The organism is Amycolatopsis azurea DSM 43854 (assembly GCF_001995215.1).
GTDB lineage: Bacteria > Actinomycetota > Actinomycetes > Mycobacteriales > Pseudonocardiaceae > Amycolatopsis > Amycolatopsis azurea.
The window spans coordinates 268661-292004 of sequence record NZ_MUXN01000025.1; the positions used below are offsets into that span (position 1 = coordinate 268661).

The 23344-nt window shown below is 68.5% G+C and carries 18 protein-coding genes; 9 read left to right on the forward strand and 9 right to left on the reverse strand.

Annotated features, from left to right (window positions below):
- The first annotated feature begins 11 nt into the window (after window positions 1-11).
- Both B0293_RS33635 and B0293_RS33640 read left to right on the forward strand, forming a co-directional pair.
- Window positions 12-209, forward strand: a complete 198-nt coding sequence (locus tag B0293_RS33635) for a hypothetical protein (RefSeq protein ID WP_245191950.1) — start codon at window positions 12-14, stop codon at window positions 207-209.
- Entirely contained in the window at window positions 209-2011 is a 1803-nt protein-coding gene (locus tag B0293_RS33640) for an HEXXH motif domain-containing protein (protein WP_005157861.1), read from the forward strand. Before B0293_RS33635 ends, B0293_RS33640 begins: the two co-directional genes overlap by 1 nt.
- A gap of 1 nt (window position 2012) precedes the next feature.
- Here B0293_RS33640 and fxsT read toward each other — a convergent pair whose 3' ends face one another.
- The 5 genes from fxsT to B0293_RS33665 form a co-directional block, all read right to left on the reverse strand.
- Window positions 2013-6413 carry an FxSxx-COOH system tetratricopeptide repeat protein gene (gene fxsT, locus B0293_RS33645; protein WP_005157860.1) on the reverse strand — a complete coding sequence of 1467 codons (4401 nt, stop codon included), beginning with the start codon at window positions 6411-6413 and terminating at the stop codon, window positions 2013-2015.
- Window position 6414: 1 nt separating this feature from the next.
- Window positions 6415-7497: an AAA family ATPase gene (locus B0293_RS33650; RefSeq protein WP_005157859.1), complete on the reverse strand. Its 1083-nt coding sequence runs from the start codon at window positions 7495-7497 to the stop codon at window positions 6415-6417.
- Window positions 7498-7510: 13 nt separating this feature from the next.
- Entirely contained in the window at window positions 7511-9325 is a 1815-nt protein-coding gene (locus tag B0293_RS33655; protein WP_005157858.1) for a VMAP-C domain-containing protein, read from the reverse strand.
- 182 nt (window positions 9326-9507) lie between these two features.
- The gene (locus B0293_RS33660; protein WP_005157855.1) at window positions 9508-10224 is read right to left on the reverse strand and encodes a S1 family peptidase; all 717 of its coding nucleotides are present in this window, start codon (window positions 10222-10224) and stop codon (window positions 9508-9510) included.
- Window positions 10225-10389: 165 nt separating this feature from the next.
- The gene (locus tag B0293_RS33665) at window positions 10390-11433 is read right to left on the reverse strand and encodes a PucR family transcriptional regulator (protein ID WP_039918105.1); all 1044 of its coding nucleotides are present in this window, start codon (window positions 11431-11433) and stop codon (window positions 10390-10392) included.
- A gap of 96 nt (window positions 11434-11529) precedes the next feature.
- Here B0293_RS33665 and B0293_RS33670 point away from each other — a divergent pair, with 96 nt between their 5' ends.
- From B0293_RS33670 to B0293_RS33680, 3 genes are all read left to right on the forward strand, one after another.
- Complete coding sequence (locus B0293_RS33670) at window positions 11530-12429, forward strand: alpha/beta hydrolase (RefSeq protein WP_005157851.1); 900 nt, start codon at window positions 11530-11532, stop codon at window positions 12427-12429.
- 47 nt (window positions 12430-12476) lie between these two features.
- Window positions 12477-13664, forward strand: coding sequence for a GNAT family N-acetyltransferase (locus tag B0293_RS33675; protein ID WP_039918102.1), 1188 nt, complete (start codon window positions 12477-12479; stop codon window positions 13662-13664).
- 187 nt (window positions 13665-13851) lie between these two features.
- A complete protein-coding gene (locus B0293_RS33680) occupies window positions 13852-15057 on the forward strand; it encodes an acyl-CoA dehydrogenase family protein (RefSeq protein ID WP_005157847.1) in 1206 nt (401 codons plus the stop codon).
- Window positions 15058-15133: 76 nt separating this feature from the next.
- Here B0293_RS33680 and B0293_RS33685 read toward each other — a convergent pair whose 3' ends face one another.
- The 4 genes from B0293_RS33685 to B0293_RS33700 form a co-directional block, all read right to left on the reverse strand.
- Entirely contained in the window at window positions 15134-16117 is a 984-nt protein-coding gene (locus tag B0293_RS33685; protein WP_005157845.1) for a sporulation protein, read from the reverse strand.
- A gap of 126 nt (window positions 16118-16243) precedes the next feature.
- Window positions 16244-17554: an erythromycin esterase family protein gene (locus B0293_RS33690; protein WP_005157843.1), complete on the reverse strand. Its 1311-nt coding sequence runs from the start codon at window positions 17552-17554 to the stop codon at window positions 16244-16246.
- 232 nt (window positions 17555-17786) lie between these two features.
- Window positions 17787-18638, reverse strand: a complete 852-nt coding sequence (locus B0293_RS33695) for a dioxygenase family protein (protein ID WP_005157842.1) — start codon at window positions 18636-18638, stop codon at window positions 17787-17789.
- Between the two features lie 78 nt (window positions 18639-18716).
- Complete coding sequence (locus B0293_RS33700; protein ID WP_039918096.1) at window positions 18717-19622, reverse strand: AraC family transcriptional regulator; 906 nt, start codon at window positions 19620-19622, stop codon at window positions 18717-18719.
- Window positions 19623-19757: 135 nt separating this feature from the next.
- On the opposite strand from B0293_RS33700, the gene B0293_RS33705 reads away from it, so the two are divergent.
- The 4 genes from B0293_RS33705 (at window position 19758) to B0293_RS33720 (ending at window position 23336) form a co-directional block, all read left to right on the forward strand.
- Window positions 19758-20933: a glycosyltransferase 87 family protein gene (locus B0293_RS33705; RefSeq protein WP_245191949.1), complete on the forward strand. Its 1176-nt coding sequence runs from the start codon at window positions 19758-19760 to the stop codon at window positions 20931-20933.
- A gap of 83 nt (window positions 20934-21016) precedes the next feature.
- Window positions 21017-21409 carry a GntR family transcriptional regulator gene (locus B0293_RS33710; RefSeq protein WP_005157837.1) on the forward strand — a complete coding sequence of 131 codons (393 nt, stop codon included), beginning with the start codon at window positions 21017-21019 and terminating at the stop codon, window positions 21407-21409.
- Complete coding sequence (locus tag B0293_RS33715; protein WP_005157836.1) at window positions 21406-22293, forward strand: ABC transporter ATP-binding protein; 888 nt, start codon at window positions 21406-21408, stop codon at window positions 22291-22293. The genes B0293_RS33710 and B0293_RS33715 overlap by 4 nt, the downstream gene beginning before the upstream one ends.
- On the forward strand, window positions 22290-23336 hold the full coding sequence (locus B0293_RS33720; RefSeq protein WP_005157834.1) for an ABC-2 transporter permease: 1047 nt from the start codon (window positions 22290-22292) through the stop codon (window positions 23334-23336). The genes B0293_RS33715 and B0293_RS33720 overlap by 4 nt, the downstream gene beginning before the upstream one ends.
- Window positions 23337-23344: the final 8 nt, after the last annotated feature.

A 23344-nucleotide genomic window follows, 5' to 3' on the forward strand; every position in this document is an offset into this window, starting at 1 on the left:
GAATCGGCACGATGAGTTCTTTCTCGGCAAGCACGGAACCGGACATCGAATCGGCGTTGATCGATCTCGACGATGTCTCGTTCACCGCGTTACGGGAGCTGGACGGTGAAGCGTTCCGCCGGTCGGCGCATCATGTGGTCGAACGCACCACTCTTGTCCGTGCCCGCTATAGAAGTGCGGGCGCCGCTGGCGGCGAGCGGATCGACTGATGCCGCCGGCGGCCGAGGTTCGCCCCGCGTTCCATCGCTTGTCGTGGCGGGAGTTCGACGCACTGGCACGCCTCGACGGTGAAGAGGACATGGCTCGCCGCCTTCGTCGGGCCGAACGAAGCCGTCGCAAGCTCCTGATCCACACGTTGCTGACAGAGGCCGCGAAGACGCCAAGTTACGAAGATCGCCTGCCGCCGCTGGATTCCGCGTGGGAACTCCTCGCACGTGCCGAAGCACGAGCACCCCGGGCCGTGAACCGGTTGCTCACCAATCCGTACACCGGAAGCTGGGTGGGCTACACGATTCGCTTGATGCGCAACGGAATCGACGGCGTGAGTCCTTTGTGGATGCACCTCGGGCACGCGCACGCGATCTCGGCCGCCGCGGCGATCCGGGCGGAGCTGGACTTCGAGACCGCCATTCCGGCGTGGCACGGCAACGCCATGCTCCCCTCCCTCGGAATGGCCAGATTTCCCGGCACCGACCCCTTCTCTTCGGCGGTCGTGCGAGGCGCGGACGCCCAGTACTCGGTGTCGAACGCCGGAACGACGGTCCACCTGCCGGACGCACCCGAGTCCGACGCCCCCGGCTGGTGGGGAATCCGACGGGTCCGGAGCCAGGTCGGCACGCACCGGTTCTCGTTGTGGCTGGACGATATCGATCCCTATCGCGGGCTCTACGAACCGATCCCGCCGGAACGGTTGCCCGGCAAGGAGCTCGCGGATTGGCAACGGCTGATCGACGAAGCCTGCCGCCTGATCGCCGCTCATCTGCCCGGCCTTGCCCGCATCATGCCGGTGGGGCTGGCTTCGCTGGTGCCGAAACCCCAGGTGCTGTTCCGGAATCCGAGCGCGTCGACCGGGGAAGCTTTCGGCAGCGCGGTGATCGGCCTTCCCGCCGATGGCGCTTCCCTCGCCGAGAGCCTGATCCACGAATTCCAGCACATCGTGCTCGGCGGTCTGCTTCACCTCGTCGAGTTGTACGAACCGGATCCGAGGGAGCGGATCTACGTGGCGTGGCGGGACGATCCGCGCCCTTTGAGCGGTGCCCTGCAAGGGGTTTACGCCTTTTTCGGGGTCACCGCGTTCTGGCGTGCGCTGCTCCGGGCCGGTCGAACTCCCCGGCGCTCCGGCTTCGAATTCGCTTTTTGGCGTGAGCGGACCTGGGCGACCTTGCGGGTCCTGCGCGAGGACGCGACCTTGACCGCGGCGGGACGGCGATTCCTCGGCAACATCGCCGAACGCCTCGGTCCCTGGCGGGACGAACCCGTACCGGCGGAGGCACGCGAACTCGCCGCCGCCGCCGGCTTGGATCACCTGGCGGGCTGGCGTGCCCGCCATCTGCGCCCGGACCCGTCCGTGGTCACCGAACTGGCGGCCGCCTGGCTCGACGGGCGGCCGAGGCCGCCCGTCCTCCGCGACACCTCGGAACTTTCACCGACCCCGGTGCCGGACGGGAGCTGGTCGCAGGCCAGGACGGACCTGATCCGGCTGGCCGTCGGAGGCGCGCCGCAAGCCCCGACGGTGCCCGGGGCCACCGCCGCGGATTCCGCTTACACGGCAGGTGACTTCCTCGACGCCATCGAGGGCTATCGGCAAGAACTCGCCGCGGATCCCGACCGGCCGAATTCTCTCGTCGGGTTGGGCCTCGCGCTCTCCGCACGAGGCCCTCATCCCGCGGGCCGCGCCTTGGTGCACCGCCCCGAGCTCGTCCGCGCGGTGCACCGGCTTCTGCGCTCCGCTCCACGGCCACCGACGGTGGAACGGCTCGCCTCTTGGATCGGCCAGCTCGTCCCGGGCTGAGCTACATCAGCATCGGGTCGATGTCGCAGTCGGCACGGGCGCCGCGGCCCGCCGCCTGCGTTCCCGGGTGAGCCTCGCCGAGAATCCTGCGATACTTCACCAAAATCGGGTCACGGAACGGAGCAGCCTCCTCGTCCCGGCCGAGGGCGGCCAAGTCCAGTCCGAGGTTGAAGGTCGCCGCCAGCACGGTGGGGTGGTCCTCCCCCAGCACCTGCTTGCCGCGCTCGACCGCGTCCCGCCCCAGTTCGATCGCCCTGTCGAACTCGCCCAAGACCGAGAGATCACTCGCCAGGTTGATCGTGACGGTGACGGCGTAGGGGTGATCCGGGCCGATGGTGGCGCGGAACTGTTCGAGCGCGCGCTCGTCGAGAACGCGGGACGTCGCGGGATCTCCCATGAGCCGCACGGTCACCGCGAGGTCGGCAGTGGCCGCGAGGGTGTGCGGGTGATGCTCGCCGAGGCCACTCCGGTACCGCTCGAAGACGTCTTCCCCGAGCTTTTTGGCCGCCGTCAAGTCGCCCGAGTGACGAAGATCGATCGAATGGGCGAGAGCGCAAGCCATCGTGATCGAGTGGTCGTCGCCGTAGACGAGCTGGAACCGCTTGAGCGCGTCCGTGGACAGCGCGAGCGCGCCCGGATGGTCGCCGTCCTTCCGCCTCGCGATCGAAAGCAGGAAGGTGTTACCCGCCGCGTCCACCTGCTCCGCGCCGAACCGGGCGTAAAAGTTCTCGGTGAGCCTTTCCTGCTGGACCCGGGCCTGGCCGTACTCCCCCGCCTCGCGCAGGTCCACGATCAGCGAGCTGTTGACGCCGAAGGTGCGGACGTGGTCGCGGCCGAGGACCTCGATCCGGCGACGGAGAGTGTCCTGGTCCAGCTCCGCGGCTTCCCGGTAGGCGCCGGCCAGCCGGAGGCTGATGGCGTGCTGGTACGCGGCGCTGAGCGTCTCCGGGTCGTCCTCGCCGAACATGCGCTTGGACTTGTGGTAGATCTCTTCGCTCAGTTTGGTCGCGCCCGCGAAGTCGCCTTGCGCCCGCAGGTCGATCGTGATGTTGCGCTGTAGCGCGAATGTCTCTTCGTTCTCCTCACCGGAGACCTGGAGACGCAGTGCCAAGGTGCGCTGATTGAGTTCCGCCGCTTCGGAGTACCGGCCGATCGCCCACAGGTAAAGACCCAGCCTGGACGACACTTCGAGGGTTTGCGGATGGGTGGGACCGAGGGTGTCGGTGAGCCGCTTCCGCGCATCGAGGCCGAGCCGGGCCGCCTCTTCGTGGTCGCCGTACTCGAACAGGTACCGCATCAGGTTGATGTGGAGCTGACGCGGCCAGTCGTCGTCGCAGTCCAGCACGTTCGCCGCGTAGGCGTGCGGCAGCAGTTCGCGGTAGCGCGACCAGTGCCTGCTGGATTCGGGGTCGTTGGGGTCGAGCGCGGCGAGCAGCTGGTGCGCCCCGTGCTGCATCCGCGCGTGCACCTGACGGGCCATGACCCGGTTGCGCAGGACCAGCTGGACCAGCCGGTGCAGCTGGAGGGTGTTGTTGCCGTGGTCGATCTTCGCGAGGCCGTACCGGTTGATGTCGCGGATGGCGCGGGCCAGTTTGATCGGATCGCGCAGCGCGGCGTCGAGCTCCGGCGAGATCGACACCCGGCTGACCCCGGTGAGCAGGTCACGAGAAATCGGTTCCGGGGAGAAGAAGGCACAGATGTGCAGGATCTGGTGCGCCGCCGGGTTGCGGGTCTTCAGCTCCTCGAACGACACGTTCCACGCCGCGGCGACCGAGACCTCGTAGTCGGGCGCCGAGGCGGTGTCGAGGATTTCCTCGACCGACTCGTCGAACAGGCGCAGGTACTCCTGCACCGGCATCCCGGTCACCGCACGCCAGGCCGCCGCCTGTTCGACGGCCAGCGGGAGATCGCCCAGCTTCTCGGCGAGTTCCTCGGCGTCGGCCGGATCGATCTCGGGGCCGCGGCGGCCGAGCAGCTCGACGCTTTCCTCGCGTTTGAACACGGCCAGCTCCAGCGGGCGCGCGATGCCCGCCCAGTCGGAGTTCCGTGAGGTGATCAGGATTTCACCGGGACCGTTGCGCGGGAAGAACGGCAGCACCGTCTCCGGGCTTTCCGCGGCGTCGAAGACCAGCAGCCAGCGGCGGAACGGCCGTCCGGTCCGCAGCGCCTCGATCACGGAGGGGACGGCGATGTTCGCCTCGGACGCGCCTTGCAGGCCGAGCAGACCGGCGAGTTCGGTGAGCCCGGCGCGGATCTGCGTGGTGTGCGCGGCGTCGATCCACCAGACGAGGTCGTAGTCCTGCAGATGCCGGTAGATGTACTCGGCGGCCATCTGGGTCTTGCCGATACCGCCGAGTCCGTGCAGCGCCGAGGGGAGCACCGCGGTGGTACCGCTGCTCAACCGCTTGGTGAGCTGGTCGAGCAGCTCGTCACGACCGGTGAAGTTCGGGTTGCGCGGCGGGACGTTCCCGAAGACGAGTGGCGGATCGTCGGGCTGGCGGGCCGGGAAGGTCCGGGTCGTGTCCGACGCGGCGGGGTGGACGATCCTCGTCGTCGGCTCGTTCGCTTCGGATTCGCCGAGGTAGGACGAGCGTCCCTGCGTCGCCGACGTCAAGGCAGGTGGACGTTCGACCGTTTCGGGCATGTCTGGGCTCGCAGTCTTAGTGGATGTCTTGATCGTCACGGGAACGGATACGACGTTGCCCGTGTAGTTCCCCGCGTTCCGCAGACGGTCAGCCCGGGACAGGTACGGGCCGGAAAGCGCGCGCATGAGCACGCTTTCCAGTTCCACATCGGCCGAGGACTCGACAGTGAGCTCTGGATCCGGTGTGTTGTTCGGGTCGGCGATGGCGTCTCGGAGGTGACCGAGCAGCGGAATCCGGCCACCGAAATGAGTGGCGGCCACCCGGACGACCTTGGCCGTTTCCGACCGCCGCGCGCCACTGAGCAGCAATTCCCGGACTGCCTCGGGAAAAGCGAAGACCCCACCTGTGTCCCAAGTGGACTTCCCCTCCCTGAGTCCGGGAGCGTACATGATCCCCGAAAGGAGAAGTTCGAGGAGGTGCTCGAGTCTCGCTTCCGGCACGAACCGCTGTCCCACCAGTTTAGCCACATCGAGGCGAACCGGCACCGCCGCGAGTAACTGCGCCAAGCGTAGCGCCGGCGGAGAGGCCACACTGCGGAATCTGTGAACTGTTTCGACGGGTGACAAAGTTACCGGCGGGTCATCGGAATCGGACTGGGAAATCCGTTCCGTGGTGAGCACTACCGTTCCTTCGGCGGCGGCATCGTTTTCGCCGGTCATCAGCCCGGCCCACCAGCCCAGCGCCCGCGGCCGCAGTTCCAGCACCGGCACCGGCACGACGTGGCCGGGCACTTTCGCGCCGGGTTCGAGCCAGGCGTCTGCGAGTTCGCAAGCCCATCGACCGTTGGGGGCCAACACGTTCGGGACCCGCAACCGGGCCTTGTGCGGGCTCATGCCGCACCGGCCCCACAGCCATTCCGGGAGCAGGTGCACGATGCTCACCGGCATCTTCGCGCCCCACCGCGCCAGCATCGGGTAGAGCGTGTCTTTCTTTTGCCAGGCGTCGCCGACACCGTCGGTCAGCAGCAATACCACCCGCCGCCCCGACGAATCCATGATCTCGTCCGGGTCGCGGGCGGACGCGCCGGACGTGCCACCACGAAGAACGAGATCTTCCTGGTCATTGTCCTTAGCGGTTTCCAACAGCCGGACCTGAATGGTGCGGAATGCACCCACTTGCCGGAGCAATTCGACAAAAGCCGACACCCGCGGCCGCCACAAGGCCATCGACGGGCCGTTGTCGAGGACGAGCGTCAGGTCCAGCCAGCGCTCTTTCCTCGATCGGGTGACAGGCCACCACCGTCCGGTCTCCGCGGCGCGGACAGCGGTCGCCACTTCGTCCAGGACCACATTGTTGTGTCGCAACGAGGCCCTCTGCCGTTTCAACGTTCTCAGCGCGCGGAAGTAGTCGAGGGACTCGATGAGGACGGCACCGCCCGGCCCCGTGCCGTCCACCGCGGGTTCGGGCAGCTCACCGGTGACGGCCTCGATCTCGACGACCTCGGCGTCGTCGTCCTGATCCGGCGACGTCTCGTCCCATACCGCGGACAGCTGCGACTCGGGCGGCTCGGGGATTTCCCCGCGTTCCGAAGGCCTGTTGCGAATCCGCACGTCCTGGTTCGCCGGTTCGTCGGCGGAAGCGGACTCGTCACTCGTGCCCCGCGGCGCGATGGCCGCGGCCAGCCACACGATGTCCGCGACGTCGGTCCAGCTCAGGTCCTTGAATTCGATCCGCTTGGCCCGCGGGGGAAAACCGGTCCTCCGGTGCTCCGCCACCGGGGCGGAACGCGAGTCGGAGGCACCGCCCGGCCCGTTCATGTCACCGCACCGTCAGTCGTTGCCAGAGGGCGTCCACCAGCCGCGGCCAGGTCTCCTGATCCGGCTGGTACGCGCCCGACGTCGCGAGATAGACGGCGTCGAGCAGCCTGTCGGTCGGGAGACCGCCTTCCGCCTTGCTCCGTTCGGCGAATTCGCGGATGAGCTCGTCCCGGTGTTCGCCGTGCTCGCCGACCAGATGACTGGCCACGATCGCCGCGAGCTGGTCCTCGTCGGGGTTCTCGATCCGCAGTTGCAGGCAGCGGCGGAGGAACGCGGGCGGGAACTCCCGCTCACCGTTGCTGGTCATGATGACGACCGGGAAGGCGCGACAAGCGATCCGGCCGTCGCGGACGACCGCGGTGCGCTCCGGGTCGGCGGTGTGCACGGTGACCTCGGGATGCCGGTTGCGCACCCGGGCCAGCTCCTCGATGGAGAACTCGCCGTCCTCGAAGATCGACAGCAGATCGTTGGGGAGGTCCGCCTCGGATTTGTCCAGCTCGTCGATGAGCAGCACCCGGGGCAACCTGCCGGGCAGGAAAGCGGTGCCCAGCGGACCGAGCCGGACGAAATCGCCGATCGGTGGTTCCTCGGCCTCGCCACCGAGCTGGGCCTGACTCGTCGCCGCGGCCTGCACCCGGCCGATCGCGTCGTAGCCGTACAACCCGGAACCCAGCGCGGTGTGACTCGTGATCCCCCAGCGCAGTACCCTGCCCAGCCCCAGTTCCCTGGCGATCCGGTACGCGAGACTGGACTTCCCGGTCCCCGGATTCCCCGTGACCAGCAACGGCCGTCGCAGATAAAGCGCGGCGTTCACCATGTTCAGCTCAGCGGCGTCGATGTCGGCCTCGGAAAACGTGAACTCGCTTCCGAGACGGCGCTCGGCCTCCCCGTCGTCCGGCGGCGGCGCGTCGTTCTCCGGCGGCGGGTCACCGCGATAGGAACGCCAAGGCGGGGGCGCGGGCAGAAGCTGCGCGAGGTCGATGTCGTGAATCGGCCTTCCGGTGCCCCGGTATATCCACCAATCGGGTGCGTCGGCCGGTGGCGTCCGGCCGTTCACGGTCGCGTCCTGATCGTTCCCGCTCATCCGCGGCATCCCCTTACAGTCGAGTCGGGATCAACGGCTGGTCCAGGACGATTACCCGTTTCGGGTCGTCCCACATTACCACCAGATCGTGAGCCAGAGAATTCTTGAACGGTACGGCGGCACCCGAATTCGCCAGTTTGCGACGATCCGGAAGTTCGATAAAACCGCGTTCCTCGGCCAATACCCAGTCGAGCAACTCGCGCAGGTTCTCCGGTTCGGCGTCCGGATGCCACAGCACCACCGGCAGCCCGCTGCGCAGGGCACTCGTCAACTCGTCCGGTGCGGAACCCGGTACCGCCTGGGGCGACGGGGGTTTCGCCAAGACGAGCCCGACCCAGTGATCGTCGCTCAGAATCGCGTCGATCGGGTGACCGTCGAACTCCGCGCATCCGGAATAGTGCAACCGTTCGGCGGCGGGGTTCTCCACCATCGAGTCCCAGCGAACATGCCATGCGCGATGCCAATGCCTCGCCCGCATCCTCTCCAATGACCGTATTCCGAGACGGTACCCGTAGCGCAGCGGCTGAGGCTGACCGGTCCCGTGCTCCTTCGCCCAGCGCTGCACGGGCAAATTGATCAACGTCCTCGGCAGCAGGAATTCGACGGACGCGGACATGCTCTGCCCGGACCAGACACCCTCGGTTTCCAGAATGACGTCGTCGACCCGGAACTCGACCTCGTCGATGCCGATTTCCCGCACTCCTCCGAGTGCGGGCGGCCAGACTTCCGGGTCGTCCTGACGCCAGAACGCGAGTGTGCATCGCGTCGGGTCGGCGGAAACCGGTTCGAGCATGATCATCAAATGCAGATGGGGGCGCTCCGGGATCGGCGGCCTGCTCTTTTCCTGGTGACCGAGGGCGGGAACGAGCCGCAGCGATCGGGCCTGGTCGGCGATCCAGCGCGCGATCATCGCACCCGGTTCACCGTCGAGGTTCTCCCCGAGCAGCCGCAAGAACGTCACCGCCGGCGGGATCCCGTCCGGTCCGGCGTTGAAATCGGTGAGCAGATGGAAAGCGCCCCACGCGTCGTTGATGCCTTCCAGCCGGGGCAACGGAACGGCGGGACCGAGTGCCCGGCTCATCATCACCGCCAGATGGGGGACCTCCATCCGGGTCAGATGGTGATGCAGGCCGACCAGATCCTTGCGCGGGATCAAATCCAGCACCGCGCTGCTCAGATCGGCGACGAACAGGTCTTCGGCGGCCACGATCGCCGGATCGGGCGATGGTTGCGGAATCGGCGCCGTGACCTCTCCGAGCAAGCGTAAATAAGCCATTCCAGTGAAACTCTTGACCGAGACCGGTAACGCACCGTACGACTCGGGCAGCAGACCCGGGTCCTTCTCGATTACGTCGGTGAAGAAACGTTCCGACGAGATGAACGCGATCATCCGGCCGGATTCCGCGAACGCGTCCTTCACGGTTCGCGCGTCCAGAATGCGGAAGGCGGTGTCGACCGCTTCGCCGACCCAGCCTTTCCCGTCGTACAGCACCTCGCCGGAGTTGACACTCACCCGGAGCAGCATCCGCGCCTGCGGGGTCCGCGTGTGGTTGTACCGGCGGAGCGCGACCAGCATGCGATCCGGCATCCTGTCGGCGACCAGGCTTTTCGTCGTTCCCGGCGGGAGCAGGACCAGCGCTCCGTCACCGCGGTCCTCACACGCGCAGGAATCGAAATCGACGCCGCTTTCGGCGAAAGCGGTCTTCAGTACCTCGTACATGCCCTGGCGCACCGCGAGCCGATCGAGCGAGTTACGGTCCGGGGCGGTGAAGCCCACGACGTCCACCACGACGATCGTGCGGTCGAGAGCCTGCGTCGGTTGCGCCACTGGCCCCCTCCCAAGGTCCACAGCGCCGACACCGGCGCCGAACGCCACATTATCGCGTCATTCGGCCCCGAGTTGAGTGTCAATTGACAAATACATGCGCATGTTTCCGTGCTGGTTATTTGCCCACGAGCACGGAGCCCTCCCCGACCGCGCCGGGGAGGGCTCCGCTTTCACCGGGGGGGTCAGACGCCGGCGACCTGCTGGATCCAGCTGCGGTAGCGGGTGATGTTGGTGTAGGCGGTGTTGTTCGACCGGTCACTGGTCGAGGCGACACCGACCTGGCGGCCACCGGAGAACATCGGGCCGCCCGAGTCACCGCCGGCGGTGATGCCGTCGACGCGGTTCGCGCAGACCGCAACGCCGCCGTTGTAGTCGCTGCAGCTGACCGAGTTGACCCGGACGGTGGCGACCTTCAGGTAACGGGACTGGCAGTTGATCTCCGAACCGCACTGGCTCGTCGCGCCCCAGCCGTAGACCTGGACGTTCTGGCCGACCGCGACGTTGCTCGTGGTGCCGAGCGGCGAGTAGGTGGCGTTGACCGAACTGGTCAGCTTGACGATGGCGAGGTCGGCGCCCGAGTGCCGGGTGATGGTCGAGCCGGTGGCCATGGTGCCGCCGCTCTGCTGGTCGAGGCTGCCGATCCGGAAGGTGTAGGTGCCGCTGCTCGCGACACAGTGCTTGGCGGTGAGGATGTACTGCGGCGCGATGATCGTCGCGGTGCAGTTCTGCTGGCCGTTCACGAACAGCCGGGCCGCCCAGGGACCGCTCTGCGCGTTCTGGCCTCCGATGATCATCGGCTGCACGCCCGAGGGCTCGGCGGCGGTCGCGGCGGGGGCGGTCGAGCCGAGCAACGCCATGAAGGCGGTACCGGCCAGCAGGACGAGGGAGCGCAGTCGCATGTTCCGACTCATTTCTGCGGCCGGAGTCCGGGCCGCGTCAGTGGGGACCAACGCGCTGATTCTGTGTCGTGCCAAAGGATTCCGGAAACCGACGAAAGTTCGCGTGCGCTACCTATTTAATTCCATGACGCGTGGAAGAGATTTTTGAGTATGCGCCGAAGATCATTAGGTAGTCGCCTCGCCGAGCAGCCGCCAGGCGGTGAGGGCGAGCCGCGCCCGCGTCAGGCCGAGCGGATCGGTGAGGTCGATCCCCAGGCTCTTCCCGATCTGACCGAGCCGCCGGGCGACGCTGCTGTGGTGCAGGTGCAGGGAATCGGCGGCCTGGCGCACGGAACCCGTGACGCAGTAGGCGTCCAGCGTCCGCAGGTCCTCGGGTTCCGCCGCCAGGCCCGCGATCGCGACGACGTCGGCGTTGGCCCGCGTGTCCTCCTCCGGGATCCGCGCGAGCAGCGCCAGCGCGCCGAGGTCGTCGTAGTGGATCACCGGCAGGCGAACGGTCGTGAAGCGCAGGGCGGTCCTGGCGTCCTGCCAGGACCGGTGCGGGCATCCGGCGGCGCCGATCCCCGCGCGCACTCCTTCCGGGAACCGGGCGGGATCCACCGTGGCGGCCAGGATGACGCCGGCGTCCGTGAGCGGCGCGGCCTTGACCGGGCGACCGGGGCAGATCAGGTTCCCGACCTTCTCCAGCGGGACCTTCGACCGGACGACGACCACCCTGATCGGCGCGTCGGCGGGGAAACCCAGCAGCCGCAAGGCCCGGCTCCTGGCCGCGTCGTCGCCGGAAGCGCTGATCACGAGTTCCACCAGCGCCGGATCGGCCATGGTGGTGCGGGCCGGGCCGTACCGTTCGACGACCGTCGCCGCGGCGATCGCGAGCCGGTCCAGCACCGCGTCGTCGAGGGCGCCGGGGGTTCCCTCACGCTCCAGCCACACCGTGCCGATCTCTTCCTCGTCGAGGGTGATCGCCACCGTGATGGACGCGGGCACGGGCGACGGCGCGGCTTCGCGGCCGTCCGGCGCCATGCGGATGGTGCGCCCCGCGCTGTGGAGCCGGATGCCCGCCACGCATTCCGCCAGGCCCGCCGTGGCGCGGGCCAGCGCGGGAAGGTCGACCCGGCGGCGCATCAGGGTGTCGTAGAACATCACGACCCGGATCGCGCCCTCGACGTCGGGATCCAGATGCGACAAGCGGGCCGCCAATGCCTCCATGTCCGCGAGCGTACGCGGCGATCGTCGCGCGGAGGGGCGATCACGCGCGACGGTTGGCGGGCGGCCGGAGGGCCGGGGCCTGGAAGGATCGTCGTCATGGATCCCGAACTGGAAGCCTTCATCGCGCTGTTCCCTCCGGCGACGCTCGACGACCCGGTCACCGAACGCGCGAACTTCGCGAAACTGGCCCGGTCGGTGCCGAAACCGGACACGTCGGCGATGACGGTCGAGGATCGGCTCGTGCCCGGCGAACCCGGCGTACCGGTGCGGATCTACCGGCCGTACGAGGCGCGGGGCGCCATCGTCTGGCTGCACGGCGGTGGCTGGGTCATGGGCGATCTGGAGACCGAGCATCCGTGGGCCGCCCGGCTCGCCGAGGCCTCCGGCGCGGTGGTGATCTCGGTGGAGTACCGCCTGGCTCCCGAGAACCCGTTCCCGGCCGCGTCCGACGACGTCTACGCCGTGCTGAACTGGGCGGCGGACCACGCGGCCGAACTCGGCGTCTCGCCGGACCGGATCGCGATCGGCGGGCACAGCGCGGGCGGCGGGCTCGCGGCGGCGACGGCGCTGCGGGCGCGCGACGAGGGCGGACCGCGGATCTGCTTCCAGCTGCTCAACCAGCCCGGACTCGACGACCGGCAGGAGACGTGGTCGGCACGGGAGTTCACCGGCACGCCGTGGATGAACCGGGAAAAGGTCACCGCGATGTGGCGCCACTACCTCGACGGCCGTCCCGCTCCTTCGCCGTACGCCGCCCCCGCGCGGGCCACCGATCTCTCCGGCTTGCCGCCCGCGTATATGGCCACCGCCGAACTCTGCCCCAACCGCGACGAGGACATCGAGTACGCGGTCCGGCTGCTGCGGTCCGGGGTGTCCGTCGAACTGCATCAGTGGCCCGGCACCTTCCACGGCTCGCAGGCGATCCTGTCCGCCGAGGTGTCCCGCCGTCAGATCGAGGAACTGGGCGACGTCCTGCGCCGAGCAGTGGCCTTCTGACCGGCAATTCGGTTGACCCGGTCGCGGGACGACGATGCACTGTGGGGATGGAGATCCGTCCCACGACCGGTGACGAATTCGACGTCTTCGTCGACACCACGCACGCCGCGTTCGCACGTTTCCCGGAAACCCCGGCCACGGTCTGGTCGGCACTGGAAATGGACCGCGGCCTGTTCGCGATGTCCGACGACGGGCGTCCCGTCGGCACGGCCTCCGCGCACTCCTTCGAGCTCACCCTTCCCGGTGAAGCCGTCATCCCGGTGTCGGGAGTGACCGCCGTCGGTGTCCTGCCGACGCACCGGCGCCGGGGCGCGCTCAGCGCGATGATGCTGCGTCAGCTCGCCGACTTCCGGGCCAGGGGTGAATTCCTCTCCGTGCTGCTGGCCTCGGAGGCCGTGATCTACCGCCGGTTCGGCTACGGACCGGCGACCTACACCCACCGGCTGACGGTGCAGCGCCACCAGGCGGCTTTCGCCGTCCCCCAGGCCGACGGGGGCTCGGTCGAGCTGCTGCGTCGTGCCGACTGCGGCGAGATCCTGGAAGAGGTCTACGACCGTTATCGCCGCACTCGGCCGGGCGCGTTGTCGCGCCCGCGCCGCTGGTGGACGGCGGGCGCGGGACTGGCCCCGATCTCCGCCGCGCCGCGCTACATCGCCGTGCACCGTGACGCCGACGGCGTCCCGGACGGGTACGCCTCCTACTCGCACACCGCCCCGAGCACCCTGACCGTCGACGAGACCATCGCGGCGGACGACGCCGTCGGCACCGCGCTGGCCCGGTTCCTCCTCGAACACGACCTGATCACCCAGGTCGTGTTCAAGCACTGCCCGCCCGACCACCCGCTGCGCTGGCAGCTCGAGGACTTCCGCGCCGCCGAGGCCGCCGACGACACCGACTGGTTGTGGGTGCGGCTGCTGGACATCCCCCGAGCGCTCACCGCGCGCGGCTGGTTCGCCGACGGCGAGCTCGTCCTCGATGTCGACGACCCCGCGCTCGGCGAGCACGGCCGCCATCTGCTGACCGTCCGGGACGGCGAGGCGGACTGCGTCCCCACCGACCGGGAACCCGACCTGTCTCTGGACGTGAGCGACCTCGGCTCGATCTACCTCGGCGGCACCGCCCCGAGCACGCTCGTCCGGGCCGGGCGCGTCCGCGCCCATCGCCCCGGTGCGGCCGCGCTGGCCGACGCCCTGTTCCGTGCCGAACGTCCGCCGCATTGCCTGCACTGGTTCTGATCACGCGAGGGGCGCGGTCTCAGAGCGCGGACGTTCGTTGACACCCTGTAGTGCCACTGCTCTACTCGGACGCATGCTCTGTACGGCCTGAACCAGTGTCCGCCCACTTTCGAGAACACCCGGGAATTCCGGGCGCTCCGCCCTGCCCGGAATTCCCGTTCGCCCTCGCACAGAACGGAATTCACCCATGACCACGACCGAGGACCGGGTCCGGTCCGCCACCGAATGGCTGGCCGTCGCGAAAGAGGTCGCCGCCGAACTCGCGGTGAACGCGGCCGAGCGCGACCGGAAGAACGCAACGCCCACCGCGGAAGTCCGGCTGCTCAAGGAAACCGGCCTGGTGACCCTGCTCGGCCCGGTCGAGCACGGCGGTGGCGGCCAGAGCTGGGAGACCGCTTATCGCGTGACCCGCGAGGTCGCGCGCGGCGACGGTTCCATCGGCCAAGTGCTCGGCTATCACTACCTCTGGGCCTGGGCCGCGCGACTGGTGGCGACCGACGACCAGATCGCCGCGGTCGAAGAACTGTATACGCGTAACAATTTCGTGTTCGGCGGCGCGGTCAATCCCCGCGATTCCGATCTGAAGATCACCGAGGACGGCGACGAACTCGTCTACAAAGGACACAAGTCGTTCTCCACCGGAAGCAGGATCTCCGATCTGACCGTGCTCGAAGGTGTCCTCGAAGGCACCGAGGACCACATCTTCGCCATCGTTCCGTCCGAACAGGACGGTATCGTCTTCCACGACGACTGGGACAACATCGGCCAGCGGCTCACCGAATCGGGCAGCGTGACCATCACCGACGTGCGGGTCCCGTGGGCGAGCGCGGCGGGTTACGTCGACAAGAAGTTCCACCCCTTGACCTACAACACGCTCAACGTCCCGGCGATCCAGCTGGTGTTCGCCAACTTCTACCTCGGCATCGCGCAGGGAGCACTCGAAACCGCGCTGGCGTACACGCGCGAGCACACCCGCGCCTGGCCGTACGGCGGCGACGACAAGACCTCCGCCGGCGAGGAGTGGTACATCCTCGAAGGCTACGGCGATCTCCAGGCGAAGCTGTGGGCCGCCGAAGCACTGGTGGACAAGGCCGGGACGGCGATCTCGACCGTATTGCACGCGCCACGCGAAGAGCTGACGCCCGAGGCACGTGGCGAGATCGCGGTCCTCGTCGCCGCCGCCAAACAGCGCGTGATCGACACCGGGCTCGAAATCGGCACGAAGATCTTCGAGCTGACCGGCGCCCGCGCGAGCGCGACGAAACACGGCTTCGACCGCTTCTGGCGCAACCTGCGCACGCACTCGCTCCACGACCCGGTGGCCTACAAGCGCCGGGAGGTCGGCGCCTACGCGTTGCTGAACGAACTCCCGGAACCCACCTGGTACACCTGATCCTTCGGTACAGGTGGTCGTGAGTGGTAAGTGACGTTCTAACGACACTTACCACTCACGACCAACCCGGCCCGGCTTACTCCTCGAAGCCTTCGTCTCCCCCGTCGAAGACGTCTTCCATGACCTCGCCGAGGATCATGCCGCCGACCACACCGGCCGCGGCACCGGCGACCATGCCGCCCATCCCCGGGCCCCGCCTGCCGTGCTGACCGTGGTGACCAGGGTGGCCGTGGTGGTCGTACTCGTGCCCGTAGTGCTCCTGGTGCCCGCCGAACATGGCGTGCCCGCCGCCGGATTCGGCGACCTTGGCCAGCCAGCCGTCGATGGCCGCCGCCCAGTCGGTGCGCAGGGCCTCCTCGTGCGAGACGTGGAAGCGGCCGAAGGAGTCACCGCCGGACCGGAACATGCCGCCGCGTTTGTCGGCCTCCAGCACCACCACCAGCTCGTCCGGGCTCGCGACGAAGGTCAGCTCCACCTGGTTGACGCGGCCGGCGTAGCGCGACGGCGGGAAGAACTCGATCTCCTGGAAGAACCCGAGTTCCTGCCGCACCCCGTGCAGCCGCCCGGCCTCGACGTCGGCGCTGCGGAACGAGAATCCCAGCTCCCCGAACGCCTCCAGGACCCGGTCCTGCGCCTGGAGCGGCCCGACCAGCACCGGGTCGAGGTCGCCCTTGTCCGGCGCGCCCGCGATGACGAGCTCGGTCCGCACGCCGACGACCACGCCCGGCAGCTCGCGTCCGCCGACCGCGCTGATCGGTGTCTCCCAGGGCAGCGCGATCCGGAACGGCACGGTGGTCAGCTGCCCCGCCGTCACCTTCACCTTGTGCCCCGCGCTGACCCGCAGGAACTCCGCGGTCCCGGCGCGTTCGTGGTCACCGTGCTCGACCTCGACCCGGGTCACCAGCGAAAGCAGGATCTCCTCGATCTGGGCGTCGCTCGAACCGCCCTGGATACGGACCTGTCCGGTGATCACCTCGCCGGGTACGGCGTGCGGCGAGTCGAGCACGGTGTCGACGGACGGGCCGCCCACCCCGAAGGCGCTGAGCATCCGTTTGAACATCAGGGATTTCCTCCGCTGGGTACTGGAACCTGTGTGCCGCGAGAGCGGCCACTTCGACTACTACCGAGAACAGCCGCGGCACGCCAGGCAAAACGGGTTAAAAACCCCTAAACGGGCGCGACGTCACTACCTTGCCAGATCGGCCTGGCGCACATCGTGCAGGTGGATGACGACGTCGTAGGACTTCCGCAGCGAAAGGTCGACGGGGTCCACGGGGAACTGGGTGCCGATGGTGCGGGTGGACCGGGCGACGTCGAGCCAGGCGCGGCCGGCGGGCGGCGCGGTGCGGAGGTCGAGGTAGAAGTCCTCGTACCGGACCTTGTCGAGGGTGTCCTCGTTCGACCCGGGCGACGCGGCCGGGACGGAGAACCGCTTCCACGCCCCGCCGATCGCCTTGTCCGTCGCGAGGAAGGAACCCTTGTCGAAGCTGAACCCGATCGGCAGGTAGTCGCGGCCCAGCGTCTCGCGCAGGAAGGCACCCTGCGTCTTCGGGTACATCGCCGGGTTGTCGGGGATGTAGGCGACGTGGGTGTTGTGCGCGGAGAGCAGGACCTTCTGCCCGGTCCGCCGCTGCCACCAGGCGACGTTCTGCGCCATCGCCCTGTCCCGCAGGATCTGCAAGGGGGGCAGCGTCGTCATGTCCGCGAGGTCGACGGTGAGGAAACGGGCGGTCTGCGCGACGAACCGGGCGTGCTGAGCGGTCCAGTCGAGGTCGTCCGCGCCGGTGAGCCCCTTGATCAGCTCGAAGGCCTGCTCCGCCTGGGTGGCGAGCCGCTTCCGTTCGTCGAGCGGTTTGCGGAGGTAGGCGAGATGGTCGTCGATCGGGCGAAGACCGGTGTAGAGCTGGTTCAGCCGGGGCAACGCCGCCGGGTGGTGCTGCCGCACGAAGTCGGTGATCCTGGCGAAGAAGGCGTCGTTGATCGACGGCCCGCCGAGATCGTCACCGACGAAGTGCACGGTGCGGTCGGGGTGGGCACGGTTGTAGTCGCGCATCCACTGGATCAGGCTGACGAACTCCTCGCGGTCCCAAGGGGAACCGGCCACCGTCCGCTTCAGGATCTCGCGGGCGTCACCCCGGCCGGTCTGGACGTAGTCGTCGATCTCCATGCCCGCCGACCAGCTCGCCTCCAGCGCGAACGCCCGGAAACCCTTCTCCTCGACGAGATAGCGGAACACCCGCTCCTTCATCGTGAAGAACTCGTGGGAGCCGTGCGTGGCCTCGCCGAGACCGACCACCTTCGCGTCGCCGATCATCCTGCCCAAGGCCCGCAGGTCGGCGGTGTTCCGGCCGGGATCGGTGGACCGCAGCGGATACGCCGCCCGGTCCAGCGAGCGCACCACCGGATCCCGCCAGGCCGCGGCCGTCTCCGCCGTCTCCGCCGCGTTCGCCGCGGGCGCGAGCATCGCCCCCGCCGCCACCACCGCGGCGACCGCCAAACCCCGTCTCCCCCAACGCTTCCGGTTCTCAGTCATACCAGCTCACCCCTTCGTTCCGATGTCGAAGACGATCATCGTCCGAGGAGTGGTGTCGGCGCGCTGTAGCGAAGCTCCCACTTGGGGTGGGGAAAACCCCACCCCAAGACGAGAAGGCGGGTGGACCCCCGCCGCCGGAGTGTGGGTCGGCGGCGGGAATCCACCCGCGTTTATCTCCCTCCGCAGCGGCTGCTCGTCACTCCGCGCGCCACAACGCGGGCGTGTTCGGCGGCTCCCAGCCAGGCTGGGCCGTGTGCGCCTGCAAGCACACGTAACCGCGGCCGCTGTAGGTGACCCGGGCGCCCGCGGAATAGCCGGTTCCCGCCGCCCAGGTCGTCCCGCCAGGCGGGTTGGAGGTCGAAGTGGGCGGATTGGAGGTGGTCGGGTTCGAGCTGGTCGGCCGCGACGTCGACGTCGGCGTCTGCCGCACGTTGAGCACGAAGTCGAACGCGGCCTCCTTGGCCGTGCCCACGTCGCGCACCTCCATCAGCAGCCGCGGGTCGAAGATCGTGTCGGTGTTGTTGCGCGGCTCGTTGGGGAAGTAGAGCTGCGTGGTCAGGATCGGCCTGCCGGGCGCCTGGACCTTGACGTGGATGTGCCGCGTGCGGCCGGGGTACAGGCCGGGCACGATCGTGCTCAGCGAGAACCTGCCCTGGTCATCGGTGTACTGGTGACCGCGGAAGGTGTATCCCGAGTTGTCGTAGTTGCCGTTGACGTCGGCCTGCCAGAAGTCCAGCAGCGCCCGCGCGATCGGCTGGCACGCGAGACCGAAGACGAAGCCGGAGACGGTGAGCCTCGTGCCCTGCGTGCCCGGGGTGACGAGCGACGTCCGCTCCGGAGAGTTCGGCTTGAAGTAAGGACCTTCGGTCTGCGCGATGGTCGGGGCGTCTCCGTCGTGACATTCCGGGGTCAGCTCGGGCGTCTTGCCGCTCGCGACGGTGGTGCGCGCGAGAGCGGGGCCACCGACCAGCGCGACCGGGGCGACGACACCCGCGGCGAGCGCGGCCTTCAGCACAGTCTTTCGGCTGAGCTTGTTATCTTCGTCCATGACCTGCTCCTCGTGGGGCTTCGGGAATCACCCTCGACGGTATGGAGAAGATCAGCTCCGGACGATGGACTGCCTTGGTCAGTCGTGGTGAATCTCCGGGGGCGCGTCTCCGGTCCGGCGATAATCACCGGGGCTCAACCCCGTTTCCCGTCGGAAGAACCGGCAGAAATAGGCGGGATCCGCGAATCCGACCCGGCTGGCGACCTGCCGGACGGTGAGATCGGTCCCGAGCAGGAACCGTTTCGCCTCCCGGGTCCTGGCTTCTCGCATCAGTTGTGCCGCCGTCCGGCCGGTCGCCGTTTTCACCGCGTCGGTCAGATATCCCGGTGTGACGCCGATCCGTTCCGCGAGCGCGCCGACCGACCAGAGCCCGAGATCGGGCCTGCCGAGCAACCGCGCGAATTCCGTTCCCACCGCCTGCGCCCTGGCGGGCGGACGCGGATCCGCCAGTCCGGGCAGCCGTCCCGCCCGGACGATCAGCACGTGCATCAGGGCCCGCAGCACCGAATCGGTACCCTGTCCGCCACAACGGAATTCCTCGTCCAGTTCGGCGACCAGCCGCGCCGTCTCCTCGGCCGCGCGTTCGTCGAGCCGCCAAGGCTTCTGACTCAGCCGTCTCAAGGTTTCGCGATCCGCCGGATGTTCGAGCAGGAAGTCGTCGGTGAACAAGACGACGAATCCGGTGAGATCGCGGGCATCCCAATGATGCACCTGCCCCGGTGTTATGACCGCGAGTTGGGGCGGCCCCAATTCCCAGCGCGTGAAATCGATGACGTGGTCACCGCTGCCGCCGGTGACATGGACTATTTCGTAGAAAGTGTGCCGGTGCGGAAAAGCCGCCCGCGACATCGGCCCGATCGTGTCGAAGGTACCTACTGTGAACGGCAGGGCGTCCGGCGAACGGACCTCCAGCCGATGAAGTGGCAATTCCCCCGCCTTCGGTTTGAGGCAAGGCGTCCTGGGCAACACCGTCGTTCCGCGCATGGACCGGTCCCTTTCACCACACTGGGGAATGAAAAGTCTAGACCAATGTTCGTACGGTGACTGCCAACGGAAGTCGTGACTCGCCCGCCCGGTACAGTCGTGATCATCGACGCACGTCCGAAGGGTCACCGAGCGATGTCTCCAGTCACGTCGCGCGGTCGGACCTGGTGGCCGGCCGGCGCGTTCGCCGCCCTGGTGCTGGCGTGCGTCGTGGCCTGGGTCACGACGGGCGATTCCCACAGCGACCTGGAGATCTACCGCTTCGGCGTCGACACCCTGTGGAACGGCGGCGACCTCTACGGCGCCTTGCCCCTTTCCGACGCGGGCATCCCGCTGCTGTTCATCTACCCGCCGTTCGCCGCCCTGGTGCTCACCCCGCTGGCACTGGTGCCGTGGACCGGCTCCGTGCTCCTGCTGTTCGCCCTCAGCCTGGCGGCGCTGGGGGTCACGTTCTACGCGATCACCCGCACGCTGTGGCCGTCCGAAGATCGGCGGAAGGCGCTGCTCGTCGCGTCGCTGGCGATCACCCCGGCGCTCTTCCTCGAACCGGTCCGCCAGACGCTCGGCTTCGGCCAGATCAACCTGCTGCTGATGGGCCTCGTCGCGGCCGACTGCCTGCTCGCCCGGGGCCGCTACCGGGGGATCGGCGTCGGACTCGCCGCGGCCGTCAAGCTGACGCCGATGGCGTTCCTGCTGTTCTTCCTCGTGCGCAAGGACTTTCGCGGCGCGCTGACCGCGATGGGCACGTTCGTGGCCGCCTCGGCCGTCGCGTTCGCGGTCGCCCCGGAGGCCTCCGCCCGCTACTGGTTCGGCGGGCTCGCCGGCGCGTCGGGGATCAGCGGCACCTCGTTCCACACCAACCAGACCTTGCAGGCGGTGCTCGCGCGCCTCGGCGCCGAGTCCGCCAAGCCGTGGTGGCTCGTCCTCACCGGCGTGTTGCTGGTGCTGGTCGCGCTGACCATGTACCGCTCGGCCGCGGTCCCCGCGCTGCTGCTGAACGCGACGTTCGCCCTGCTCATCTCGCCGACGTCGTGGTCGCATCACTGGGTGTGGATCGCCCCGGCGCTGTTCACCACCGCCGCCTGCGTGGTGCTCCATCGCCGGGATCGCCCCCGGGCGGTGGCCTGGCTGGCCGTCACCGGCGTCGTCGCCACGGTCTTCGTCGCGGCGCCGTTCCGGTACTTCCCCGCCTTCGACCGGCCAGGTCAGACGTGGACGACCGCCCAGCAGTGGCTGGGGAACTGCTACGTCCTAGCGGGCCTGGTCTTCCTGGTCGTCGCGGGCGTCTTCGCGCTGCGAAAGCGCGTTTAGCCCGCTAAACGCGATCCCGCCGTCTTGACAGGCCGCTCATCCATGTACCTATAGTACTAGGTAACTAGATAAATGGAGTTACCATGATCGAGTTCCACCTGGAGGACCACTCCGGCCTGTCGCCGTACCTGCAGCTCGTCCGCCAGGTGCGGCAGGCGCTGCGGCTGGGCCTGCTCAACGAGGGCGACCAGCTGCCGACGGTCAAGGAAGTGGTGGCCCGGCTGGCGATCAACCCCAACACCGTGCTCAAGGCCTATCGCGAGCTCGAACACGAAGGCCTCGTCGGCGCGAGGCCCGGCGTCGGCACTTTCGTGACGGCGACGCTCACCGACGAATCCCTCGCCGCGCACGGTCCCCTGCGGATGGAACTGCGGCGCTGGCTGGGCAAGGCCCGCAAGGCCGGGCTCGACGACGAGAGCATCGAGGCGCTGTTCATGACGACCTTTCGGACCGCCGCTGGAGAGGAAATAGCATGACCGCCGTCCTGCAGACCGAGGGTCTCGGCAAGAGATACGGCAAGACCTGGGCGCTTTCCGAGTGCACGCTGGACATCCCGGCCGGGCACGTGGTGGGGCTGGTGGGCCCCAACGGAGCGGGCAAGACCACGCTGCTGAACATGGCCGCCGGGCAGCTGCCGCCGACCACCGGCCGGATCACCGTGCTGGGCGGCCGTCCCGGGGGCAGTCCGGGGCAGCTCGCCAAGGTCGGCTTCGTCGCACAGGACACCCCGACCTACGCCGGACTTTCCGTCGCGGACCATCTGCGCCTCGGCGCCCATCTCAACCCCGGCTGGGACGACGCGCTGGCCAGGGACCGCGTCGCCCGCCTCGGCCTCGATCCCGCGCGCAAGGCGGGCAAGCTCTCCGGCGGCCAGCGCGCCCAGCTCGCCCTCACCCTCGGCGTGGCGAAACGACCGGAACTGCTGATCCTCGACGAACCCGTCGCCGCGCTCGATCCCCTGGCACGCCGGGAATTCCTGCAGGGCCTGCTCGAAGCCACCGTCGAACAGGAACTGAACGTGGTCCTGTCGTCCCATCTGGTCTCGGATCTGGAACGCGCCTGCGACTTCCTGATCGTGCTCATCGACTCCCGGGTGCGGGTGTCCGGCGAGGTGGAGACCCTGCTCGCCGAACACCACCGGCTGACCGGCCCGCGCCGCGACGCCGCCAGGCTCCCGGCGAACCAGCAAGTCGTCTCGGAAAGCCATACGGACGTCCAAAGCACCTTCGTCGTCCGCACCGGGGAACCGATCCACGATCCGGTCTGGACGGTGAGCAAGCTGAGCCTCGAAGACCTCGTCCTGGCCTATCTGACCAAAACCGCCACGAACCACCGGCGGATCCTGGAGGTGCGGAGATGATCTGGCTGACCTGGCGGCAATTCCGGCTTCCGGCCGCGACCGTGTTCGGCGCGCTGGCCGTGCTCGCGCTCGTCCTGGCCGTCACCGGCCCCGCCATCTCCGGCGAGTACACCACCGGGATCGCCACCTGCGCGGGCGACGTCTCCGCCTGCGACGCCTTCGTCGAGCGGTTCCTCAACGATCACCAGAACACCTTCCTGGCCGTCACCGCGCTCGTACTCCTGCTGCCCGCGCTCATCGGCCTCTTCTGGGGCGCGCCGCTGTTCACCCGCGAACTCGAGACCGGGACCCACCGGCTGATCTGGAACCAGAGCGTCACCAGGACGAAGTGGCTCGCGGTCAAGCTCGGGATCACCGGGGTGGCCGCGATGCTCGCCGGCGGCTTGGGCAGCCTGGCGGTGACCTGGTGGGCGAGGACCTTCGAACAGGCGGCCGTCAAGGACTTCCCGCGGCTTTCGGCGATGGTGTTCGACGCTCGCGGCGTCGTCCCCGTCGCGTACTCGGCGTTCGCCTTCGCGCTCGGCGTGACCATCGGGATGCTGGTACGCCGGAGCCTGCCCGCGATGGCCGTCACGCTGGCCGCGTTCGCGGTGCTCCAGGTCGCCGTGCCGATCGTGGTCCGGCCGCATCTGCTGCCCGCGATCGACGCGACCGTCGCGCTTTCTCCGTCCACTGTGGACGGAATCGGCCGGAACCCGAACACCGGCGTGATGCATTTCGAAGCCAAGGCACCGGATCCGGGCGGCTGGCTGCTGTCGGGCGAGACCGTCGACGCTTCCGGCAAGGTCGTCGAGGACGTCACCATGCCGACGTCCACCGGTCCGTGCTCGCCGTCGGTGCCGCCCGGCGGCCGGACCGCCGAGGCCGATCCGATGGATCTGTGCCTGGCCGAAATCACCCGGCTCGGCTACCGGCAGCATCTAGTCTACCATCCGCCGACGCGATTCTGGCCGTTCCAATGGCTCGAAAGCGCGTTGTATCTGGTGCTCGCCCTCGGTCTCGCGGGATTCTGCTTCTGGTGGATCCGCCGCCGTCTCGCCTGAGAGGACCG